The sequence below is a fragment of the Paenibacillus sp. 32352 genome, assembly GCF_002042965.1.
Lineage (GTDB): Bacteria > Bacillota > Bacilli > Paenibacillales > NBRC-103111 > Paenibacillus_S > Paenibacillus_S vulneris.
This window is the reverse complement of the sequence record NZ_MZNT01000003.1, coordinates 54,216-73,969: the sequence shown is the minus strand read 5'-3', so window position 1 is coordinate 73,969 and position 19,754 is coordinate 54,216. Positions and strand designations below refer to the sequence as shown.

The 19,754-nt window shown below is 47.6% G+C and carries 23 protein-coding genes; 5 read left to right on the top strand and 18 right to left on the bottom strand.

Annotated elements, in window-relative coordinates; translation table 11 throughout:
* Positions 1-19: 19 nt before the first annotated feature.
* The 4 genes from dnaI to B1728_RS08075 all read right to left on the bottom strand — a co-directional run bounded on the left by dnaI (position 20) and on the right by B1728_RS08075 (position 3,143).
* The gene (gene dnaI / locus B1728_RS08090; protein WP_079909702.1) at positions 20-970 is read right to left on the bottom strand and encodes a primosomal protein DnaI; all 951 of its coding nucleotides are present in this window, start codon (positions 968-970) and stop codon (positions 20-22) included.
* A gap of 24 nt (positions 971-994) precedes the next feature.
* On the bottom strand, positions 995-2,500 hold the full coding sequence (locus B1728_RS08085) for a replication initiation and membrane attachment family protein (RefSeq protein ID WP_079909701.1): 1,506 nt from the start codon (positions 2,498-2,500) through the stop codon (positions 995-997).
* Positions 2,501-2,629: 129 nt separating this feature from the next.
* Positions 2,630-2,827, bottom strand: coding sequence for a YwbE family protein (locus tag B1728_RS08080; RefSeq protein ID WP_079909700.1), 198 nt, complete (start codon positions 2,825-2,827; stop codon positions 2,630-2,632).
* A gap of 31 nt (positions 2,828-2,858) precedes the next feature.
* Positions 2,859-3,143, bottom strand: a complete 285-nt coding sequence (locus tag B1728_RS08075; RefSeq protein WP_079909699.1) for a YuiB family protein — start codon at positions 3,141-3,143, stop codon at positions 2,859-2,861.
* Between the two features lie 218 nt (positions 3,144-3,361).
* Between B1728_RS08075 and hemQ the strand changes: the two genes are divergently transcribed.
* Entirely contained in the window at positions 3,362-4,108 is a 747-nt protein-coding gene (hemQ, locus tag B1728_RS08070; RefSeq protein ID WP_079909698.1) for a hydrogen peroxide-dependent heme synthase, read from the top strand.
* A gap of 170 nt (positions 4,109-4,278) precedes the next feature.
* Here hemQ and B1728_RS08065 read toward each other — a convergent pair whose 3' ends face one another.
* The 7 genes from B1728_RS08065 to B1728_RS08035 all read right to left on the bottom strand — a co-directional run bounded on the left by B1728_RS08065 (position 4,279) and on the right by B1728_RS08035 (position 9,406).
* Complete coding sequence (locus B1728_RS08065) at positions 4,279-4,752, bottom strand: RDD family protein (RefSeq protein WP_079909697.1); 474 nt, start codon at positions 4,750-4,752, stop codon at positions 4,279-4,281.
* Between the two features lie 38 nt (positions 4,753-4,790).
* Positions 4,791-5,759 (bottom strand): signal peptide peptidase SppA, encoded by a 969-nt coding sequence (gene sppA, locus B1728_RS08060; protein ID WP_079909696.1) that lies wholly within the window; start codon positions 5,757-5,759, stop codon positions 4,791-4,793.
* Positions 5,760-5,798: 39 nt separating this feature from the next.
* The gene (locus B1728_RS08055; protein WP_079909695.1) at positions 5,799-6,533 is read right to left on the bottom strand and encodes an ATP-binding cassette domain-containing protein; all 735 of its coding nucleotides are present in this window, start codon (positions 6,531-6,533) and stop codon (positions 5,799-5,801) included.
* 4 nt (positions 6,534-6,537) lie between these two features.
* Positions 6,538-6,960, bottom strand: a complete 423-nt coding sequence (locus tag B1728_RS08050) for a GntR family transcriptional regulator (protein WP_079909694.1) — start codon at positions 6,958-6,960, stop codon at positions 6,538-6,540.
* 2 nt (positions 6,961-6,962) lie between these two features.
* Positions 6,963-7,724, bottom strand: coding sequence for a hypothetical protein (locus B1728_RS08045; RefSeq protein WP_079909693.1), 762 nt, complete (start codon positions 7,722-7,724; stop codon positions 6,963-6,965).
* A gap of 212 nt (positions 7,725-7,936) precedes the next feature.
* Positions 7,937-8,212, bottom strand: a complete 276-nt coding sequence (locus B1728_RS08040) for a hypothetical protein (protein ID WP_079909692.1) — start codon at positions 8,210-8,212, stop codon at positions 7,937-7,939.
* A gap of 3 nt (positions 8,213-8,215) precedes the next feature.
* Positions 8,216-9,406, bottom strand: a complete 1,191-nt coding sequence (locus tag B1728_RS08035; RefSeq protein ID WP_079909691.1) for an NAD(P)/FAD-dependent oxidoreductase — start codon at positions 9,404-9,406, stop codon at positions 8,216-8,218.
* A gap of 399 nt (positions 9,407-9,805) precedes the next feature.
* Between B1728_RS08035 and B1728_RS08030 the strand changes: the two genes are divergently transcribed.
* Both B1728_RS08030 and B1728_RS08025 read left to right on the top strand, forming a co-directional pair.
* A complete protein-coding gene (locus B1728_RS08030; RefSeq protein WP_079909690.1) occupies positions 9,806-10,795 on the top strand; it encodes an NAD(P)/FAD-dependent oxidoreductase in 990 nt (329 codons plus the stop codon).
* Positions 10,796-11,003: 208 nt separating this feature from the next.
* The gene (locus B1728_RS08025) at positions 11,004-11,987 is read left to right on the top strand and encodes an aldo/keto reductase (protein ID WP_079909689.1); all 984 of its coding nucleotides are present in this window, start codon (positions 11,004-11,006) and stop codon (positions 11,985-11,987) included.
* 42 nt (positions 11,988-12,029) lie between these two features.
* Here B1728_RS08025 and sda read toward each other — a convergent pair whose 3' ends face one another.
* The 6 genes from sda to B1728_RS07995 form a co-directional block, all read right to left on the bottom strand.
* Positions 12,030-12,182 (bottom strand): sporulation histidine kinase inhibitor Sda, encoded by a 153-nt coding sequence (sda, locus tag B1728_RS08020; RefSeq protein WP_079909688.1) that lies wholly within the window; start codon positions 12,180-12,182, stop codon positions 12,030-12,032.
* Between the two features lie 268 nt (positions 12,183-12,450).
* Entirely contained in the window at positions 12,451-12,741 is a 291-nt protein-coding gene (locus B1728_RS08015) for a hypothetical protein (RefSeq protein ID WP_079909687.1), read from the bottom strand.
* 157 nt (positions 12,742-12,898) lie between these two features.
* The gene (locus B1728_RS08010; protein WP_179135938.1) at positions 12,899-13,270 is read right to left on the bottom strand and encodes a YolD-like family protein; all 372 of its coding nucleotides are present in this window, start codon (positions 13,268-13,270) and stop codon (positions 12,899-12,901) included.
* 306 nt (positions 13,271-13,576) lie between these two features.
* A complete protein-coding gene (locus B1728_RS08005; protein ID WP_079909685.1) occupies positions 13,577-14,443 on the bottom strand; it encodes a PhzF family phenazine biosynthesis protein in 867 nt (288 codons plus the stop codon).
* A 256-nt stretch (positions 14,444-14,699) separates the two neighbouring features.
* Positions 14,700-16,088 carry an aminotransferase-like domain-containing protein gene (locus B1728_RS08000; RefSeq protein WP_079909684.1) on the bottom strand — a complete coding sequence of 463 codons (1,389 nt, stop codon included), beginning with the start codon at positions 16,086-16,088 and terminating at the stop codon, positions 14,700-14,702.
* A gap of 269 nt (positions 16,089-16,357) precedes the next feature.
* Entirely contained in the window at positions 16,358-16,729 is a 372-nt protein-coding gene (locus B1728_RS07995; RefSeq protein WP_079909683.1) for a HesB/IscA family protein, read from the bottom strand.
* A 429-nt stretch (positions 16,730-17,158) separates the two neighbouring features.
* Here B1728_RS07995 and mqnE point away from each other — a divergent pair, with 429 nt between their 5' ends.
* Both mqnE and B1728_RS07985 read left to right on the top strand, forming a co-directional pair.
* On the top strand, positions 17,159-18,262 hold the full coding sequence (gene mqnE, locus B1728_RS07990) for an aminofutalosine synthase MqnE (RefSeq protein ID WP_079909682.1): 1,104 nt from the start codon (positions 17,159-17,161) through the stop codon (positions 18,260-18,262).
* 110 nt (positions 18,263-18,372) lie between these two features.
* Positions 18,373-19,434 carry an NAD(P)/FAD-dependent oxidoreductase gene (locus tag B1728_RS07985; RefSeq protein ID WP_079909681.1) on the top strand — a complete coding sequence of 354 codons (1,062 nt, stop codon included), beginning with the start codon at positions 18,373-18,375 and terminating at the stop codon, positions 19,432-19,434.
* On the opposite strand, the gene B1728_RS07980 is transcribed toward B1728_RS07985, so the two are convergent.
* Positions 19,431-19,691, bottom strand: a complete 261-nt coding sequence (locus B1728_RS07980; protein ID WP_079909680.1) for a YuzB family protein — start codon at positions 19,689-19,691, stop codon at positions 19,431-19,433. The genes B1728_RS07985 and B1728_RS07980 overlap by 4 nt on opposite strands.
* Positions 19,692-19,754: the final 63 nt, after the last annotated feature.

Genomic DNA, 19,754 nt, shown 5'->3' with positions numbered 1-19,754 from the left:
ACCTGCCCGTATTTCGATATTAACTGCCACGCTTGTTGTATCCGTTAACCAGCACGACATCGACAAAAGGACGGATACGATCCATGATTCTTCTTCCCTTGAACTCCTCATCCCCATCCTTGCTCGTGAAGCTGAAATGCTGCTCCAGTGCCTCCAAATCATGGTTAGAGGTAAAGAACGTAGGCTTCCGGTTCATCCGGTAATTCAGAATGGAGCCCATCACATGATCGCGCAGCCACGGATTCAAATTCTCCGCGCCGATATCGTCAAACACGAGCAGATCGGTTTCCTTCAGCACATCGATCGTTTCCTTCAGCTTCAACGGATCCTGGAACATGGCCTTTAAATCCTCGGCAAAATCAGGCATGTAGACGATAGCACCCGTATACCCGCTCTTAGCCAGCTCATGAAGCATGTAGCACATAAGAAACGTTTTGCCGGTGCCGAAGCTGCCTGCGAGATACAGACCCTGCTTCTGAAGACCCTCCTGCTTCGTTTGCAGAATATAGCTGATGATCCGGTCTACCGCTTCCTCGCGGTTCGGATCTTTATCGAAAATTTCGGTAGAGGAATATCCCTGGGACAGCGCCCGCTCATCCACATAGAAGCTGCGGATCCGGCTGCGGACCGCTTCCTGCGTCTGCTGGGCGACGAACTTTTTGCACGACACCTTGTAGTCATACAGCCGCGGACCTTTATCGGACTCCTCTACCGATAGCATCGTATAATGCCCTTGAAAATCGTTCGGACATTTGTCCAATCCGGGGCAGTTGGAGCATGTCGTATGCTCGGTCACGTATTGATACAGCCGGTTCATATTGATCTTCATCGTATAATCGTCAAGCATCGGATATTTGGCTCTCAGCTTGAGCACCAGCGGATCGGCCATAATCTGCTTCATCCTCTGCTCCGCCTGCTGCCGGTATTTCTGATTAGGCAAAGACTTCAGCACTTCACCGAGTGATTCCATGGCATGCAGCTCTCCTTCCCCGTCTTATAGCTTGCCGTCGAGCATCTGCGCTCTGCGGCGCATCGCTTCCCGCTCCTCAGCCGTACGTTCTCTGGAAGCGACCGGCTTGTCTCCCACAACCGGAAGCTGCGGCTTCTGCTTGCCCCGCGTACCGCCGCGCTGACTCCCTGCGGCAGCCGGAGCACGGCTTCCCCCGCGCGAGGCCTTGGCATCCTTATACTTCGTCTGCTCACGAATATACTGTACGGCCTGTTCGTATGTACTGACCTGCTTGGCCAGCATATCCGTGACGCTGAATTCTATGGAAGCCTTGGACCAGGAACGCTTGTTCACGTACAAATAATGAATAAGGACATTGATGACTTCTTCGCTCAGGCGATAGTTCAAGTCGACTTTGGACAGCGTGTCCAGCAGCCCGTCCGGTACCGTGCCCTTCGAAAAAATCTTTTCCAGAAGAAACGTATAAGGCTCATTGCGCAAAATGTAGTTATATTGATGCTGGTTGCATTCCCCTTGGAAAATATCAGGTACCTCCAGATAATACTCCATTTCCACTGCCTTGTCTTGAGACTCGATAACCGCTCCCGCTGTCTCCGATGCCCCCGTAGACCTGCCCTGCTCAACTCGCGCCATATAGCGCGTCCGTTCCTCGCTGCGCTTCTTGTCCTGACGGAACACGGCATTCGCCTTGTGCTGGAGCACCTCCAGCGCAATTTCACCATCCGGTTCAAAAACGCCCTCCTCATCAAGCAAGCGGCACATATCGGTCAAGTACAAGCCGTATTTCTTGGCGACAAAATTAATTTTGGCCATTTGCTCAGGCTCATACTTAAGCCGTTCCACATAAGCGCGGTTAACGGACTCTCTTGGAAAATGCATAATAATATCCGAGTATTGGAAGCCCTTGATCACGACCTCCGGCCTCTCCGCAGGCTTGGATGCGGCCGATTCGAATAATGCCTGCTCAAGCTCGTAATCGACGACCTGGGTATTCAAGCGGAACAGCTCATAGAATGGAACCGACAAATTTTCCGAGTTGGCCTGCGCAAGCTCATCGAGCTCGGGCAGCACCAGCTCATCTCTTAAGGAGAAGACCATATATTTGCCGACCTTGTCACGCAGCAGCAGCGTCAGATGCTGGTTCTTGAAAAACTCGTTCGGCGAAAGCGGAGGATACAGCGTGTATTCGTAGACATAATCGTCCGATGACTCCGCAAACCTCCGGTTCGTTCTGAGCAGTCCAATCGCCTCCAGCCTTGATGTCTGCTCGATGAAAAACTTGCGTCCCCTTTCCCCGCCTTCCAGCTCCAAAGCGAGGAACAGCTTGCGCTGCTGCTCCATCAAGGAGCACCCGACCTTATCCGCAGGCAGCTGCTGAAACAGCGTATGGTACAGACTGATAGCAAAAGCACCGATCATCGGCTGGTAAATCGTCGACAGCATTTTCAGATCCAGACTGCTTAATGAAAAATCGCGCATCACATAATAACGATGATATTCCGAAAAATGCAGCAAATTCGTAATCCGCATGTACTCAATCCCATCTTTGGTCTAACGTATTAACCTCCATTTTACCACAGAAATCGACAGCTGGTAGAGGGGCGCCCAAGAAAAAAACATGGTAAACGGAATGCCTCCGCCACCATGTTTCGCTTGAACCTACTCCGCTATAATTTCCTTCACCCTGCCTACGGTCCCGTCCGTGAGGCGAACCTTAATTCCGTGAGGATGGCTTGGCGAATTCGTCAAAATATCCTTCACGATGCCCGGTGTGAGCTTACCCGTACGCTGATCCTGCTTCTGAACGATTTGAACCTTGATGCCTGGAGTCACGTCTTTGCGAAGCTGACCGTTCATCAGCAGCACTTCCTTTCCAAGATGAAATGGGCTAGAACATTTTGAAGCCTTTTTGACGCAGCGACTTGATGGTCGACCCGCTCATGATAGCCCCGATCAGGCCTCCGATGGCCGGAATGTAATCTGCAAAGGAATATTCGGACAGATTGGATGCAAGCGACCCTGTCTCCCAGCCCCAATAAATGACAAGCCCGATAACAAGAGCGATATATCCGTAAATAGGGAACCAGGTTGTCTTCATCAGCATGTTCAATATGAAACCGAGTCCGAAAAACAACACGAACAACAGTACCGTTACGATGATCAACTGCAGCAAGCCGTTCAACTCCTTTTAATCGAAAACATTAGATATAGTTATGTTTATTTTATATAAATTTGCTCGTCCGGTAAAGTGAACGCTTCTTGAACGAGAGAAACGTTTTTTTCCCGCGCAATCTGCTCAAAAAGGCCGCATTCATTTGCCCTTTGGGTTTGATTTCGATACAATGAAACAAGTTGTAAACGAATATTTTCCATATAAAGGAGTGTAACCCCATGAGCGATTTGGTAAACACATTGGAAGGCTGGTACGTGCTTCACGATTTCCGTGCCATTGACTGGACGGCCTGGAAAAGCTTGACGAACCAGGAGAGAAACCGTGCGGAGGACGAATTGTACAGCCTGCTGGCACAATATCAAAGCACGGAAGACCAGAAGCTCGGCAGCACCGCCTTCTATAGCATCGTCGGACAAAAGGCCGATTTCATGTTCATGCACCTTCGTGAAACGCTGGAGGAGCTGAACGAGCTGGAAACGCAGTTCAATAAATCCTTGTTTGCTCAAGTTACGGTACCGACCTATTCCTATGTATCTATCGTTGAGCTGGGCGGCTACATGGCTAAGCCGGGCGTAGACCCGATGCAGGATCCGGAAATTTTGGCCCGTCTGAAGCCTATCCTGCCTAAGGCAAAGCATGTGTGCTTCTATCCGATGGACAAACGCCGTGAAGGCAACGATAACTGGTACATGCTGTCCGCCGAGGAGCGCCGCAACTTCATGCGTGCCCACGGAATGATCGGACGCAATTACGCTGGCAAAATCAAGCAAATCATCTCCGGCTCCATCGGCTTAGACGATTGGGAATGGGGCGTTACCCTGTTCGCCGACGACGCGCTGCAATTCAAGAAAATCGTGCATGAAATGCGCTTTGACGAAACCAGCGCCCGCTTCGGCGAATTCGGCGACTTCTATGTCGGCAATTTGCTGGACCGTTCCAAAATGGAAGCTATGCTGAAGCTGTAAGAAGACCTCTCTCGAGGCCTTCAAGGAGGAGCGACCGCGCACTTCGCACCCCATTCAGTTTCGCAGCATGGAGCCCCGAATAATGATTGTTACGAGAAAAACGGGCACAGGAGGCTAGCTCCTGGTGCCCGTTTTTCTATACTCTGCGGAGGCTCAAGCGATGGTGTATCTCACCGTTTGGCCGCCTTTACGACCCGTGTGCCTGCCATCCTATCGTGCAGCGCACGCTTCTCCCGGTCCCAGCCTGCCATCATGAACCCGATGCACAGGATCAGTCCGGAGACGAACTTGCCGATCACCTCTCTTAGGATGATCCAGCCGACGCCGTTCGGCCGGCCGTCCTCGCGGACCACCTCGATACCTACCGCCATTTTCCCCAGCGTCTGCCCCCAAGCGACTGTCATGGCCACATAATAGATGCAGGATAATAAAGATTCCAGCGCGGATACGGCACGCGGGGGCTCCATCGCGCTGTAGCCTAACATGACGTTCAGGATGCTGAATACAATTTGCAGTGCAATCCCGTCGATGATAACAGCTGCAAAGCGAATCCAAAAGCCTGCATATTGCCTCCCTTCCAAAGGCCGTGCAGCTGCGTTATTCCCTTCGTTCCAAGTCCAATCCGAATTGGTCGGCGATTCCATCCCTTTTCCCCCTTCATTTGATCAACAGCCTTCTAGCATCACATTTCCAATAAGTACATCATCCTTGGTCCAACTGAAATTTCCGGCAGGATCTCCTTCAATACTTGAGCTGCCGGAGAGGAAGTCTTGAACATCGCTCCTCCGAACAGCTCCGACAAGGATGGCTCTTTCACATAGCGTACGATCTTGGGATCCGTCAGACCCGTTCGGTCGACCGCATAGGCGACGGCATCCTCCAGCGTGCCGAAATCATCAATCAATCCGAGCGCTTTAGCCTGCTGCCCGGAGTAAACCCGCCCGTCCGCGATCTCCAGCACCTTCTCACGCGGGAGCTTGCGTCCCTGCTCGATGACGGTTACGAACCGTTGATAGCTTTCATCGACCAGCTTCTCGAATATTTCCTTTTCCTTCGGCGTCATCTCGCGAAGAGGGGAACCAATATCCTTAAATTCGCCGCTCTTGACGGTATTTTCCTTATACCCGAGCCAGTTCGCCGCCTTCTCATAATTCGGTATGGAGAAAATAACGCCCAGGCTGCCCGTCAGCGTAGCCGGATTGGCAAATATATAATCAGCCGGCACCGAGATATAATATCCTCCTGAAGCCGCCATGGAGCCCATGCTGACGATGATAGGCTTTCCGGTCTTCTTAAGCTCGACCAGCTTCGAATGAATCTCATCGGAAGCCACGACCTCGCCTCCCGGACTATTAACCCGGATGACTACCGCCTTCACGTTATCGTCCTTGCGAATTTGCTCGAGCTGCGAGATGAAGCTGCCTGCGCTAAGACCTCCCGAGAACCCGCTGCTTTTCTCCGCAATGACCCCATCGACAGTCAGCTGGACAATCTTTTCCTTGCCCTTTCCCTGCACAGTCTCCTCATTCCATTTGTTTTTCCCTGACGATCCCGTATCCGGAAACGCGGAATCGGCTTTGATGATCATAATGACAATGAATGCGGCGAACAACACGCCTAGGATCGTCCACGCCCAACCTTTTCTCCCCATCTCTCTCTACTCCCGTCTTTGATTATGTCTCTAGTATTCTTACATGGTGCTGGACTCCAGCCCCTGAAATGCGGAATGTCTCATCCATTCTACAAGGCCGACGCCATAGTTCTGACGAATGTGCTCCACATCCTCATATCCAAGCAAGCGTCCCTCCTTAATGAGCATCGCCTTGTCAAGCAGCGGCTCCACTTCCTCCACCTCATGTGTCGTCATCACTATCGTCTGCTCCCCCATGTCGATAGAAGCAATGACACTTCGAATAATGGACTCCCGGATCAGAGGGTCAAGCCCTGACAGCGGTTCATCCATCACTACAAGCGGAACTTGGCGCGAGAGGGCCAGCACCATTTTCAGACGGGCAAGGCTGCCCTTGGACAAATGAACCAGCTTCTTGCCGAGCTCCAATTCGAATGTCTCAATCATGGAGAATGCCCTGGCAAGCCGAAAATCCGGGAAAAGCTCGTTATAAAAGCGCAGCGACTTCTCCACGGTATGCATAGGATAGAACACATCGCGATCCGGCAGGAAGGCGACTTGCCGAGCGCTTAATCTCTTAGCCTCCGACCCGTTTAGAAGCACACGCCCTGAACTGGGCCTCTGCAATCCGGTCATCAGCCGGAGAATTGTTGATTTACCGCTGCCATTGGTCCCCATGATCCCGACAATTTGTCCTCTCGGAATCGTAAAGCTGATATCCTGGATCGCCGGACTTCCATAAAAATGCTTCCGTACTTGCTCGAACACCACAATGGGGTCTTGCCGCAGCTCCATCCCGTTACTCCTCCTTATCCGCCTTTGTCGTTTGAACTGCCGATTCGGAAGCTTCCGTCTTATCAGAAGCCTTCAAAAAGCTCTTGACGCAGGATACGATTTCCTGCTCCGTACAGCCCAGCTCCTTCATCTCTTCAGCAAACCGGGTGATGAGCTCCTCCATCAGCTGATCCCGAATCAAGTCAATTCTCGAGCTATCCTCCGTAACATACATTCCTTGGCCTCTTCGGCTCTCTACTATACCCATTCGCTCCAGCTCCATATTCACTCTTTGCATCGTATTCGGATTCACGCCGTACTTCACCGCGAGATCGCGAACAGAAGGCATCTTCTCTCCCGGTAATACCTCCCGGCGAACAATTTGCCTGCATATCCGGTGTACCAGCTGCAAATAAATCGGATGCGTATTGGAAAATGATTCGACCACCGCTACACCTCCACTTTACGGTCCAGCAGCCAGACGGACACGAACAAGCCGATTCCAAAATGGATCCACATCCAGATATAGCTCCCCAGGGAAGCGTCATATTCTACCGTAATTTGCCCTGTCTGAAATATGAACCGGAATACGGAGGTTTGCTCGAATAACCCCTCTATACCGATTACAGCTCCAATCAGACCGATCGCTATTGGCCATCTCCATGGACCGAACTGGCTGGTTAAGGAGGCCGCAGTCAAATAGATCAACACCAGTAGGATGGCCAGGCCAATGGCGTTGGAGAGAAATTCCAGTAGGTCAGCAAGATGCGCCCCCTGCAAGAACCCTGTTATTCGATGGAACGCTTCAGCCAGATACGGCTGACTGACGCTGATGCTTTCCCCTCCAGCCTCCAAACGATAGGTAAAGCAGAACATCCCGGCCGATACCAAGAGCCCCATGGCAAACTCCAGTAAACTTGCGGCATATTTGGCGCTAAGCAGCTTCCATCCCGGAACGGGCAGCTGCAGCCACAAAGGTCTAAGCTCCCATTCCTTCTTCAAGCTCATGAGCATATATAAGGACGGGGCAAAAAAATGAAGATAGATGATCATCAGCCATAAGCTGCTCATTGCGCCCGACTGAAACCGGTAAGACAAAAAAATGGACGCCCCTCCAAGGACCAGCACGATCAGCAAATAAATCCATAATGGACCGGACCATTTTGCCCCGAAGGCCAATTCCTTTTTGAACAAAACCCACCAAACCTTCAAAGAGCAGCCTCCTTTTAAAAAAGGTAAAATCATCCACAAAAGTGTACTAACGAAATAGTACACTAGTATGCCTTTGGTGTCAATCCTGTTTTTACCTGTTCTTCTGGCCCCTCGAAGGAAGCCTTTCACCTCCACCGTTCCTGTAAACACAATAAAAATACCCTATGCCGCCGCCAAAATCAGCGGAAACATAGGGTATTCAGCACAACTATTTATTCATCTTCGTCATCGTCTTCGAATCGGGCATCCCGGCTTGCATCAGCCTTGCTTGCCAAGTAAGCCTCCGTATCCCGGTCGCGCTGGCGGGATTTCTCCTTCAGACGCTCGATAGCGGGAAGAATTAACGTATCGATTTCTTTTTGCACGGTATAGACCAGATCGTAACGGTTCTGGGTTTCAAGAAAATGACCGACTTCCATGAGAGCATTGTAACGGTCCAGCTCTTCCCGAGTCAGCAAACCGCGTACTTGTACGCTGCAATGTCTCATGAGTTAGAATCGACCTTTCTTCAATACTAATGGAATGCCGCCAATAATATACAGGTAGCGCAAATCAACGATCTTTTTCATTACTGCTGCCGTACCGCCTTTAATTTTGCGCGAGCCTACAATACCGATAGCCTCGCCGCGTCCCAGCGATGCAACCGTTCCTTTGCTTTGGTAGACAAAGTTTTTGAGCTGCTCGCCCCGGATGGAAGCCACCAGATTATGCGCGCAAACGTCCGCTTGCTGCATGGAAATTTGCGCCGTAGGAGGATAAGGACGTCCTTCCGGATTCATCACAATCGAACAGTCTCCTAAAACATAGATATGGTCGTAGCCCGGAGCACGGAGATAGTCATCGACCTTAATGCGTCCCCGCATTGTCTCAAAGCCGGCTTCCTCAAGCATGTGATTGCCGCGAACGCCTCCTGTCCATACTACGGTCGCCGATTTGATCTCTTCGCCGGTAGCAAGCAGAACTCCCTCTGGCGTACATTCTTTGATGGCTGTGGCAATTTTGAAGGTTACTCCCTTGTTCTCAAGCACATTCATCGCATATTCTACCAGCTCGGGATCAAACCCCGGAAGCGCGGTAGGCGCTGCCTCAATGTTATAAATTTTGACCAGAGCCGGGTCCACGTCGAACTCCTTGCAGAGCTTCGGAAGACGGTCTGCGAGCTCGCCTACGAATTCGATGCCGGTAAACCCTGCGCCGCCGACTACAAAGGTCAAGTAGTCCGTACGGGAAGGCTCCCGCTTGAACTTCGCAAACTGGTATTCGATATGTTCACGGATAAAACGAACGCTGTTAATGCTGCGAATGCTAAGCGCATATTCTTTCAATCCCGGGATACCGAATGTCTCCGGCTCTCCGCCCAGACCTATAACCAGGTAATCATAAGACAGCGTTCCTTCTTCCAAAATAACCTTCTTATCATGCGGTCGGATTTGTACGACGGTCGATTTGACGAAATCGATTTTGAACTCATCAATCAGCTTAAGTATATTGACCCGCGCGTTTTCCGGGTTATCCGTTCCTGCCGCCGGCATATGCAGGTGGGTCGTAATGTAATGGTAGTCATGTTTGTTCACCAGCGTAACATCCGCTTCGTTGTAGTTCAATTCCTTCTGTAAACGAATAGCCGTTACAATGCCGCCGTATCCCGCTCCCAAAATGACTATTCTTGGTATTCGACTCATGGTTTAATCCCTTCCATCACGTTATTTTCTATATTGTATGATAGTACAAAAACGTTTGTGAAAAATTACACAAAGTTATTTAAAAATCGGATTCAAGCCCATCGATTTTAATGAAATCTTTAAAAATAAAAAACATTTTTGTTCTTTATTTGCAGTCAGCTTATAATCAGTTCTCATGACATAATATAATTTATATGACTAAATAGCAAGTATTATTTTGCTTCCTCCCGCCGGAATAAATCGAGACAGTGCAAGGAGTTTGCCCCTTTGACCCGCTTGTTTTACATGCTCAAACTTACGTTTTTGCCAACCCGTATTTTTCCGATATGGATGGAACGGTTGTCTTTTTCATCTATCATTCCATCCTTGGTGATCAAGTCCCGGAGGTGTTAACGAGCAATGCCAAATGAAGTTGTCGATATTCTCATCGTTGGCGGCGGTCCGGCCGGTATGTTTGCCGCATTCTACGGCGGCATGCGCCAGGCATCGGTCAAAATTATTGAAAGCATGCCTCAATTGGGCGGCCAGCTGGCCGCTCTGTACCCGGAAAAGCATATCTACGACGTGGCCGGATTTCCTAAAGTGACCGCCATGGAGCTGGTCCATAATCTGGAGCAGCAAATGAAGCATTTTCCCGTCGATATTTTATTGGAGGAAAAAGTGCTGAAGGTAGAGAAGAAGGACGAGCGCTTGTTTGAAGTAACCACCGACAAAGGCGTTCATCATTCCAAAACCGTCATTATTACCGGAGGCGTCGGCGCCTTCGAGCCAAGGCGTCTAGAGCTGCCTGAAGCCGGGAGGTATGAGAAGAAGAACCTCCACTACTTCGTCAACGACCTCAGCAGGTTCGCCGGCCGGAAGGTGCTCATCAGCGGAGGCGGCGATTCCGCCGTCGACTGGGCGCTCATGCTGGAGCCGATCGCAGAGAAAGTAACCTTGATTCACCGCCGGGACAGATTCCGCGCCCATGAGCACAGCGTGGAGAATTTGATGAACTCCAGGGTTGAGGTGCTCACGCCCAAAGAAATTTCAGCTCTTCACGGCGAAGATTCTATCACGAAGGCTACGCTTAAGGATTGCAAATCTGGGGAAACATTCGACGTGGATGTGGATGCGGTGATCGTGAGCTTCGGCTTTATTTCCTCTCTCGGACCGATTGCCGACTGGGGCTTCGACATCGATAACGGCTCTATCGTCGTTGATTCCCGAATGGAAACAAGTATTCCGGGGATTTTCGCAGCCGGCGACATTACGACCTACCCCGGGAAGCTCAAGCTCATTGCCGTAGGCTTTGGCGAAGCCCCGACGGCTATTAACAATGCGAAGGTATACATTGATCCGAAAGCCAAATTGTCCCCCGGCCACAGCAGCAGCATGAAAAGTTGTTGATACTTCAACATATAGAAGCGTCTTTTTTTCTGCTGGAACCGTTTCGGCTGGCAGCAGTAACTTTGTCGAGCCCAGGGATCCCCCCCTTACCTTCCGTATACTAATCCACGTTCATGTAACCTCTTACATTACGGAAGCGGTTTCCTTATAATTTGGGTAGATATTATCTTCCTATACATAACCATTCCCATTTGGAGGCTCAATCCCTATGAAGACTAGACAGATACCCGGAACGGCATTGTTTCCTTCCGTCATTTGCTTGGGAACGTCCGGCTTTGGAGAATCGATTACACTTGAGGAATCCTTTGCCCTGATGGACCGCTTCCTTTCCCATGGCGGCAGCTTTCTGGATACGGCTAAGGTATACAGCGACTGGGTTCCCGGGGAAAGAAGCCGGAGCGAGAAGGCGATAGGTCAATGGATGAAGCTGCGCGGCAGCCGCTGTCAGGTGATTCTGGCGACCAAAGGCGCTCATCCTGACCTGGACACTATGCATATCCCTCGTTTGACCGAGGAGGATATCCGTCATGATCTGGAGCAAAGCCTGCTGAATTTGCAGACCGATTATATCGATCTGTACTGGCTTCACCGGGATGATCCGAGCCGGCCGGTCGAAGAAATAATAGACATGCTGAATGAGTATGTCAGCCAAGGGAAAATCCGGTATTTCGGCTGCTCTAACTGGAGGTCGGAGCGCATTGAGGCCGCTCGTCAGTATGCCGAAGCCAAAGGCTTGCAGAGCTTCGCAGCCAGCCAAATCAAATGGAGCCTGGCGTCCTACCCGCAGGGCAACGATCCCACCATGGTCTCGATGGATGAGAAAGAGCTTGCCTATTATGAGCGCACAGGCCTGCCCGTTATTCCTTATAACGCGCAGGCGAACGGCTTTTTCAGCGGCCGCTATACGGTGGATCAGCTGCAGGAGCCAACCCCGGATAACCGAAAAGTATGGAAGCTGTGTAACGAGGACAATCTCCGTAAGCTTAAAGCGGTCGAGACCCTAGCGGAACGGCTGCACCTGTCTATGAGCCAAGTGGCTCTAGGGTATCTCCTTGCCCACCCTTTTCCCGTGCTCCCGATATCCGGCTGCAGAACCCTAGACCAGTTGAATGATACTTGCGCCGCAGGGGATGTGTTGTTGAACCAGGATGCCTTTCAAGAGTTGAAAAGAATCGGCAGATTTCGCCAATAGATGCTTTGCCGGCTTCGGAATTTATCAAAAAAAGAGCCAAGGTCAATTGACCTTGGCTTCGCTATAATAGTATTCCAAATTAAGCTGACGACGTCTGATCTCTTCTAACAACAATTCGACAAATTCCTGCTCCAACTTGAGGTTCAAAGCCTTGAAGTACGAATCGATTAAAATCTCATTGCTCATCAATCTCATTTAGATCACCTAACTTCGCTTAAAGTAAAATTATAGTAACATGTCCAGAAAAATAGAACAAGCGTTCTGTTATCCACAGCTTTTTGTGCATAACCTGTGCGTACGCTGTTAATAAGTGTAATTTTTTGTATGTTTATGGGGTGAATAATGTGGACAAGGTTATACACAGGTTATCCGCCCTCGGCCTGATAAAAAAAATTAATTAAAAAACAAAAAAAGCAGTCTTTCCTTATCAGAAAGACTGCCCTCTTCTATGCTGCATCATTCATTATGCTAGCGCATTTCCGGCATGACCCCAAGGAAGCTCTATCATTAGCTTTCTATTTTGCATACTAATAAACTCCAATTGAGGGTCAACCACAATATAAGGATCGGTCACATCCCGTACGTCATTCCAGTAGCATTGAACGCTCTTCCCAGACTCCGCTCCTCTATTCATCTTGCAGCCGCTGCAATAATCCGTAATCTGAGATTCATTCAATCTCACAATTTTATTGCGCAGGCAGCAATACACGTTTCCCGTCGTATTGGCTAGATTAATATGATTGATATGGGTCATCCGCATCTCCCTATTCCTGATGGATTTCAATAGTATTTATATCTGTTACGTTGGATTATAAAGGATCTTTTCTAAAAAGGTGCTCGAAATTTGAAGTCAAAAACTAAAAATTTTGTATTGTTTTCTGCAACGCTCCAAAGCATGACCGGAACTCCGTTCATAAGGGAAAAAGCGACTCCTTCCGCATGCCAGCAACCCGATTCGTATCGGGAAATGCCGGTGCCAGATCATCCGTAATAATCACCATATCAAGCACATCCTCCAACGGAATCCAGGAGTACTCCTCGTTATTCTCGATACGGATCGTTCTATGTACTTTGTCGAGCTCGGTTATAATGCCGCGAAACGACTGTTCTTCATACTCGCTCCATACTGTAATGATCGTTTCCCTCTCCGTAAAAATAGCAACCGCGAGCGTGCGTATGAGCGCTTCCATAGCTTGTTCGTCTTTCTCGGGCCGCGGTCTTGTATCTGTTTTCTTTATGTATGTAGTCTCAACGGGCTTGAGGGATAGATGCTTTGCTTCCATGACTTCACCTCTAAATAAGAACATTTGTTCCTATATTATAGAGAAGTTTAGCTCCAAATGCAAATCCAAACTCATTTATAGAAAAAAAAGCACCCTTAACGAACAAAACCGTTAGGAGCGCCTAGTTTCTGCTATTAAAAATTCCCACCACCAATAAAAGAAGCAGATGGTTTAAACTAATATAAGGTGATGCCAGCATTATTAGGAGGATGCATGAATAAAGCAGTATTCTTGGATCGTGACGGTGTTCTTAATAAATGTATGTCAGATAGAGTCAAAAAACCTAAGGATGGCACGGGACCAGTTTCAATACCATTCTCCTTTAGCAATTAAGAAAACTTTACCGCCTACTTTGATTTGGATGGAATCTAAAAGCTGTTTAGCTTGAACAGTTAATATGGATGGGCGCCCCATTTGAAACCCCTGCTCAACTCGATAATTAATATTATTGCTTTCAAATAAATTATGTGAAATTATGTAGCCCGCCAAATTCCCATTAGCACTACCAGTAGCAGGGTCTTCTAAAAACCCCGTATCATTCATAAATACCCTTACATTCAAATCATTTTCTTTATGAATGGCTTCATGTGCAAAAACAAGAAGATTAGCCTTTATCACGTCATTTATGAAATTTTGAAAATGAGTATGGTTAATTTTACAACGGTTTACAGCATCCAACGAACGAAGAGGAACGATTACAGCTGGTAGCCCAGTTGAAACAATTTGAATGGGGAAGCGCGAATCAATATCCTCTTTCGAAATCTGTAGAATGTCAGCGACTTTATCAACCTCGGAGATAATCCTTCCAAAAGAGGGTTGATTTTGCTTCATTATAAGTTGTTCACCTTCGAAATTTACCGGTATTTGTCCAACTTGAAGGTTTAAGATTACTTGATTACTTTCGTTATTTTCTAATTGCTTTTGAATAACAAAAGCTGTTCCTAATGTTGGATGACCAGCAAAAGGGATTTCTATATCAGGAGTAAATATCCGAACATCGTACCCTCCATTGCTGTGCCTATCGGATAAAATAAATGTTGTTTCGCTAAAATTCATCTCTCTTGCGATCTTTTGCATTTCTTCTGTTGATAAAGGTTTATCAGGAATAAAGACAGCCAATTGATTGCCTTCGTATTTTTGTTCTGCGAATACATCAACTATAAAAAAATCCATAAAGAAATCCTCCTAAAAGTAATTTGATAATTGATAATGAAAAATAGTACACCCATGTTACTAGTTTAATGGTCTCAATTAATTGTCCACTATAATTTTAGTGTACCTTCGATACAAATTACGGCATGACCTCCGATTAAAATTTTTTCGTTATCCAGAAATTGCTTTTGCATCGTCTATTCTCCTAAAAATCGATTGGTATTATCTTATCACCCATCAAAAAACCACACAATAAAATAATTGTGTGGCGAACAATTTATTGAAGTGATCTTAAAAGTTGTTGTAATATCATTAAGCCTTTCTCTAATTCTTCAACCGTTTTTGGAGCACAAATGGATAGACGAACTGCTTTTTCAGGAATGCTGTTCCCAACCGTAAATCGCTCGGCAGCATATACCTGGACACCATGCTCTAAGGCAAGAGCTTCAAAATCTGCTCCGGTCATATTGTTTGGTAGCTGTAACCAGCGAAAAATACCTGTTCCACCTCCATGACAAACATAGTCTGATAAGAATTTACTTACTAATTGGTTTCGATACATTGTGTTTTTTCGGTTGTTTTCAATTATCGCATCGAGATTATTGGAAACAATGAGTCGGGCAGCAAGTTCTGCTAACAACGGCGAAACGGAAATATTCAAGTTGTAAAGTGCGTTGGAAAGCGACTTTCTATATTGTTCAGGAGCAGAAACATAAGCAATTCTAAGTCCCGGCGCAACGGTTTTTGACAAGCTGGCTATATAAATTGTTTGTTCTGGGGCAAATGTGGCAATTGCCTGTACAGACTCCTTACACAATAGATGATAAGTAGCATCCTCAATGATGAAAATATTATGTTCTTTTGCTGCTTGTGCAATAGCTTTCCTGCGATCAAGCGACATTCTGTCGGTAGTTGGATTATGGTAATCCGGTATAAGATATATACCTTTTAAATTCTCATTTTTACAAGCATAAGTAAGAGCTTCTTCACTCATTTCCCCGTCTTTGTTTTTGATTGGTACTAATTGAATGCCTAACATAGCGGCTGTCGTTTTTATACCAGGGTAAGTATGTGGATTCGTACCAATTTTATCACCATGTTTGCAAAGGCTGGCTAGAACTGCTGTTATAGCGTTTTGCCCACCATTAGCAAACAAGATGCTATCGGCATCCGCATGATAACCGCCCCTACTCATAAATCTTAATGCTGCGTCCTTCTGCCACAGCACGTCATCCGATCTACTAAAACAGAACCATTTTGCAAAATCCGATTCATTCACCATGTTTTTAAGTTGCAACATCAGCGGCTCATAGGAATTAGACTCAGGAAGGGTTGCCCCCATTTCAATGACATTATTTTGCTTGTCGGTGCTTAGCAAATAAGAATTGGATAATGCATCAAAGGAAACGAACGTGCCACTGCCTACTGTTGCACTTAATAAACCTTTCAATTCACATACTTTGATAGCCTTCGATACAGTGCTCACATTGATATCCAAAAAATCCGCTAGTTCTCTTTGCGGCGGTAATTTTGTTCCTGGAAGTAAAGAACCAGTTATAATGTCTTCTTCAAGTTGATTAGCTAACGTTAGATATAGCGGTTTCAGTGTTCTATCTATGGTAGGCTCCCAGCTCATCGGATAATTTTCAAATGAATTTACAGGCATCTTACTCACATCCTTTTTTCACACAATTATATTATTGTGTGGTGATCTCAACAAGTAAATTAACTTTGATAAAATGTGATTCACTTCCTAAGCTAAAACGCTACCCGCTTGGTACTCTTCGCTCCCTCTTTCTAAGCATAATAAAAAACCTCCCAGCTTGTGTATTTGCACCATACACAGGCTTGGAAGGTTGTAATTCGCAACCCTAAAAAGTCATATCTAGGGTTGTGTACATTCAATTTAATGATTGTGGATTGACGTGTTTATTATTAAGCCTCGACCTTATCGTCGCATTTCTCCGGAGCGCCCTCTTCGTCCTTCACTTTGAAGGAAGAGCCGCAGCCGCAGCTTGCAACAGCATTAGGATTGTCGATGGTGAAGCCGCCGCCCATGCCGGAATCCTTAAAGTCGATCTCAATACCGTACAAATACTTGGAGCTGTCGGCGTCTACTACGACTTTCAGTCCGTTGATTTCAAAGCTCTTGTCGCCTTCCTGCTCCTTATCGTCAAATCCCATGCCGTAAGAAAAACCGCTGCAGCCGCCCGCTTTTACACCCAGACGCAAAAACAAATCCGGCGTTCCCTCGTTCTCCAATAGCTCTTTAATTTTATCGCATGCTGTATCGCTAATTTTAATCATGATGATTTCCTCCTTGCTGATTTAGGTTAACCCAAGCAAAGCTCAGCTTCCTTGGCTTTATTTCTTTCATAAAGCTTCTTCTATTACAGTATACTCCTTATAAGGATTCTCCTCAAGGACTTCCGTCCCTTCGCCCTTTATAAATTCATCCGGACGCTTGGAAGGCCTTTTGTCGAACTATGTATTGCTCGTCCACAATCTGAGGTTTATAATAGGGAGTATTGTTTACTGGTTTTGGACTCAGCATTCTTTATTATGGAAAAGTTTGTGCAAGGTTTCACAGCTTCAGACGCAGTCCTAATTGTAGCCGCTAGATGTTGATCCGAGGGTCGAGCGGTTTTCTGGCATGCTAAGCTGCATTACCGGTTCTATGCGTGCTGGACACGTATTCTTTTATATTTTATACCCTATTATTACGGAGGTGGCTTTATGAGCATTATAATTAGCAATCCCGATCAAAGGATGGCGGAAATCGCCGAGAAGGTAAAGCATGGGGAGCGCCTTTCCCTGGAGGACGGCGTGTTTCTGTACCAATCCGACGATTTGCTGACGATTGGCCAATTAGCCAACGAAGTGAACTTGAGAAAAAACGGCAAAAAAGTCTATTTCATAGACAATATGAGCCTGTACTTCACCAATGTCTGTGAGGCGCACTGTGCGTTCTGTCATTTCCGCCGCGATGAGGGTGAAGAAGGAGCCTACACGCTGACCCCTGAGGAAATGTTCGAATACATCGACCAGCACATTCATCCGGGAATGCGCGAATTCCATATTGCGCAAGGACATAACCCTCATCTTCCTTTTGAGTATTACGTCAATTGTATCCGCGCGTTGAAGGAACGTTATCCGGACGTTACTATCAAGGCTCATACGGCAGCGGAAATTGAGTTTTTTTCCCGCATCAGTGGGTTAACCTATAAAGAGGTTCTTCAAACGCTGATGGATGCTGGTCTCGCGACTCTTACCGGCGGCGGCGCAGAAATCTTGTCCGAACGTTACCGTAAAAAAATGGGCGTAGGAAAAGCAACTACCGATCAATGGCTGCAGGTACAGCGGGACGCTCATTCCCTCGGCCTGAAAACCCATGCAACGATGCTGTACGGCTCGATCGAAACGTTGGAAGAGCGGATTCAGCATATGATATTACTGCGTGAATTGCAGGACGATACGAACGGATTTATGGTCTTCATTCCGAATTCCGTTCAGCCCGCCAATGTCAACGCAGGGATCAAGCGCCGCGTAGCCGCTTTTGACGATTTGAAGACGATCGCCATCAGCCGGCTGATGGTTGATAATATTCCTCATATTAAAGCTTACTTTATCAATTTGGGCACCCAGCTGGCGCAAATCGCACTTTCATTCGGGGCTTCCGATGTTCACGGCACGATTGTAAAGGAAAGAATCAGCCATGCTGCAGGCGCATTGTCTCCGGAAGGTTTGACACGCGACGAGCTGGTTTGGCTTGTTAAAGGGGCCGGACGTATTCCGGTCGAACGCGATACCTTTTATAACGAAATCAAAGTATACGAATAATCAGCTGTTCATCAAGTTCATGTAATGATGTGTCTATATTGTAAAAATTGGATTTCGCCTCATGTGGTGAAATAGCAGCAAGGATGTTCCTCATAGAAAGGGTTAACTCAATGAAGAAAATGGTTATATTAGGCGGCGGATACGGCGGAATGACCGTAGCTAACGAGCTGCTGGAAAAAGATTTGCCTACGGATACGGTGTTGGTAATGGTTGACCGCATGCCTTACCAAGGCCTGAAAACCGAATATTACGCTCTTGCAGCCGGAACGGTGTCCGACGTCGATATTCGTGTTCAATTCCCTGTAGATCCGCGTCTTATACTGAAGTTCGGTGAAGTGACCGGCGTGGATCTGGAAAGAAAGCTGATTCTGTTCGAAAATGACGAACCGCTTTCGTACGACTGGCTTGTCATCGGACTAGGCTGTGTTGACAAGTACCATAACCTTGAAGGCGCAGAGCAGTATTCACACAGCATTCAAACGTTATCCTCCACCCGCAAAACGTTCCAAACCGTCAATGATATCGCACCTTATGGTCAGGTGACTATCGTCGGCGGAGGACTCAGCGGCGTAGAGATCGCAGCCGAGCTTCGCGAGAGCCGGGCGGATCTGAATATCCGCGTATTGGATAGAGGCGCTAGCGTATTGTCCGCCTTCCCGGGCAAGCTTCAAACCTTCGTCCGCGAATGGATGCTTGAGCATGATATCGAGATGAGGTCCCACATCTGCCTTACCCGTCTGGAGGGCGGCATTCTGCATAACCAGCAGGAGCTCATCTATACCGATGCAACGATCTGGACAGCAGGCATTCAGCCGAGCCCAATCGTTCGCCAGCTTCAGCTTCCTAAGGACAGCCAGGGCAGACTGGTTATTAACCAATACCATCAGCTCCCGGATTATCCTGAAGTGTACGTGATCGGCGACTGTGCGTCCCTGCCGTTTAGTCCTAGCGCGCAAGCCGCTCAAGGACAAGGCCGTCAAGTTGCGGAAGTGATGCGCGCCGTATGGAAAAACGAAACCCCTCGGCTTGGTAAAATCAAGCTCAAAGGGGTTTTGGGATCGCTCGGCAAAAAATCCGGCTTTGCGTTATTGGGCAAACGCCCTGTAACGGGCATGGTGCCGCGGGCTATCAAGAGCGGTGTGCTCTGGATGTCCAAACGGCATTTCGGTTAAGCTTCATCACCAAAGAGATCGAGCATGGCTTCGATCTCTTTTATTTTATTCATGATCAGCGCTTCGAGCTCGTCCACATCCGGCGCCGCTACAATCTCCCCGTTGACGAGCGCATAGGGAAACAAATAGCATTCTCCGCAATTGCCGAGGCAGCCATATTCAATGACATCGTATTCGGGATTCGCTTCAAGCTTTTTCATAAGCTCTTCGGTACCGTGGTGCATATTATTGGTACAAAATTCTATGATAGGTCTCATTCCTGTGTCAGCCACCTTGTTAACCATTTTATTTTTGATACTATTGTAATATAATATGTTTAG

Coding starts and splice junctions, on each gene's coding strand:
- dnaI (WP_079909702.1), bottom strand. CDS start 970: ATGGAATCACTCGGTGAAGTGCTGAAGTCTTTGCCTAATCAGAAATAC.
- B1728_RS08085 (WP_079909701.1), bottom strand. CDS start 2,500: ATGCGGATTACGAATTTGCTGCATTTTTCGGAATATCATCGTTATTAT.
- B1728_RS08080 (WP_079909700.1), bottom strand. CDS start 2,827: ATGAACGGTCAGCTTCGCAAAGACGTGACTCCAGGCATCAAGGTTCAA.
- hemQ (WP_079909698.1), top strand. CDS start 3,362: ATGAGCGATTTGGTAAACACATTGGAAGGCTGGTACGTGCTTCACGAT.
- B1728_RS08065 (WP_079909697.1), bottom strand. CDS start 4,752: ATGGAATCGCCGACCAATTCGGATTGGACTTGGAACGAAGGGAATAAC.
- sppA (WP_079909696.1), bottom strand. CDS start 5,759: ATGGGGAGAAAAGGTTGGGCGTGGACGATCCTAGGCGTGTTGTTCGCC.
- B1728_RS08055 (WP_079909695.1), bottom strand. CDS start 6,533: ATGGAGCTGCGGCAAGACCCCATTGTGGTGTTCGAGCAAGTACGGAAG.
- B1728_RS08040 (WP_079909692.1), bottom strand. CDS start 8,212: ATGAGACATTGCAGCGTACAAGTACGCGGTTTGCTGACTCGGGAAGAG.
- B1728_RS08035 (WP_079909691.1), bottom strand. CDS start 9,406: ATGAGTCGAATACCAAGAATAGTCATTTTGGGAGCGGGATACGGCGGC.
- B1728_RS08030 (WP_079909690.1), top strand. CDS start 9,806: ATGCCAAATGAAGTTGTCGATATTCTCATCGTTGGCGGCGGTCCGGCC.
- B1728_RS08025 (WP_079909689.1), top strand. CDS start 11,004: ATGAAGACTAGACAGATACCCGGAACGGCATTGTTTCCTTCCGTCATT.
- sda (WP_079909688.1), bottom strand. CDS start 12,182: ATGAGATTGATGAGCAATGAGATTTTAATCGATTCGTACTTCAAGGCT.
- B1728_RS08015 (WP_079909687.1), bottom strand. CDS start 12,741: ATGACCCATATCAATCATATTAATCTAGCCAATACGACGGGAAACGTG.
- B1728_RS08010 (WP_179135938.1), bottom strand. CDS start 13,270: ATGGAAGCAAAGCATCTATCCCTCAAGCCCGTTGAGACTACATACATA.
- B1728_RS08005 (WP_079909685.1), bottom strand. CDS start 14,443: ATGGATTTTTTTATAGTTGATGTATTCGCAGAACAAAAATACGAAGGC.
- B1728_RS08000 (WP_079909684.1), bottom strand. CDS start 16,088: ATGCCTGTAAATTCATTTGAAAATTATCCGATGAGCTGGGAGCCTACC.
- B1728_RS07995 (WP_079909683.1), bottom strand. CDS start 16,729: ATGATTAAAATTAGCGATACAGCATGCGATAAAATTAAAGAGCTATTG.
- mqnE (WP_079909682.1), top strand. CDS start 17,159: ATGAGCATTATAATTAGCAATCCCGATCAAAGGATGGCGGAAATCGCC.
- B1728_RS07985 (WP_079909681.1), top strand. CDS start 18,373: ATGAAGAAAATGGTTATATTAGGCGGCGGATACGGCGGAATGACCGTA.
- B1728_RS07980 (WP_079909680.1), bottom strand. CDS start 19,691: ATGAGACCTATCATAGAATTTTGTACCAATAATATGCACCACGGTACC.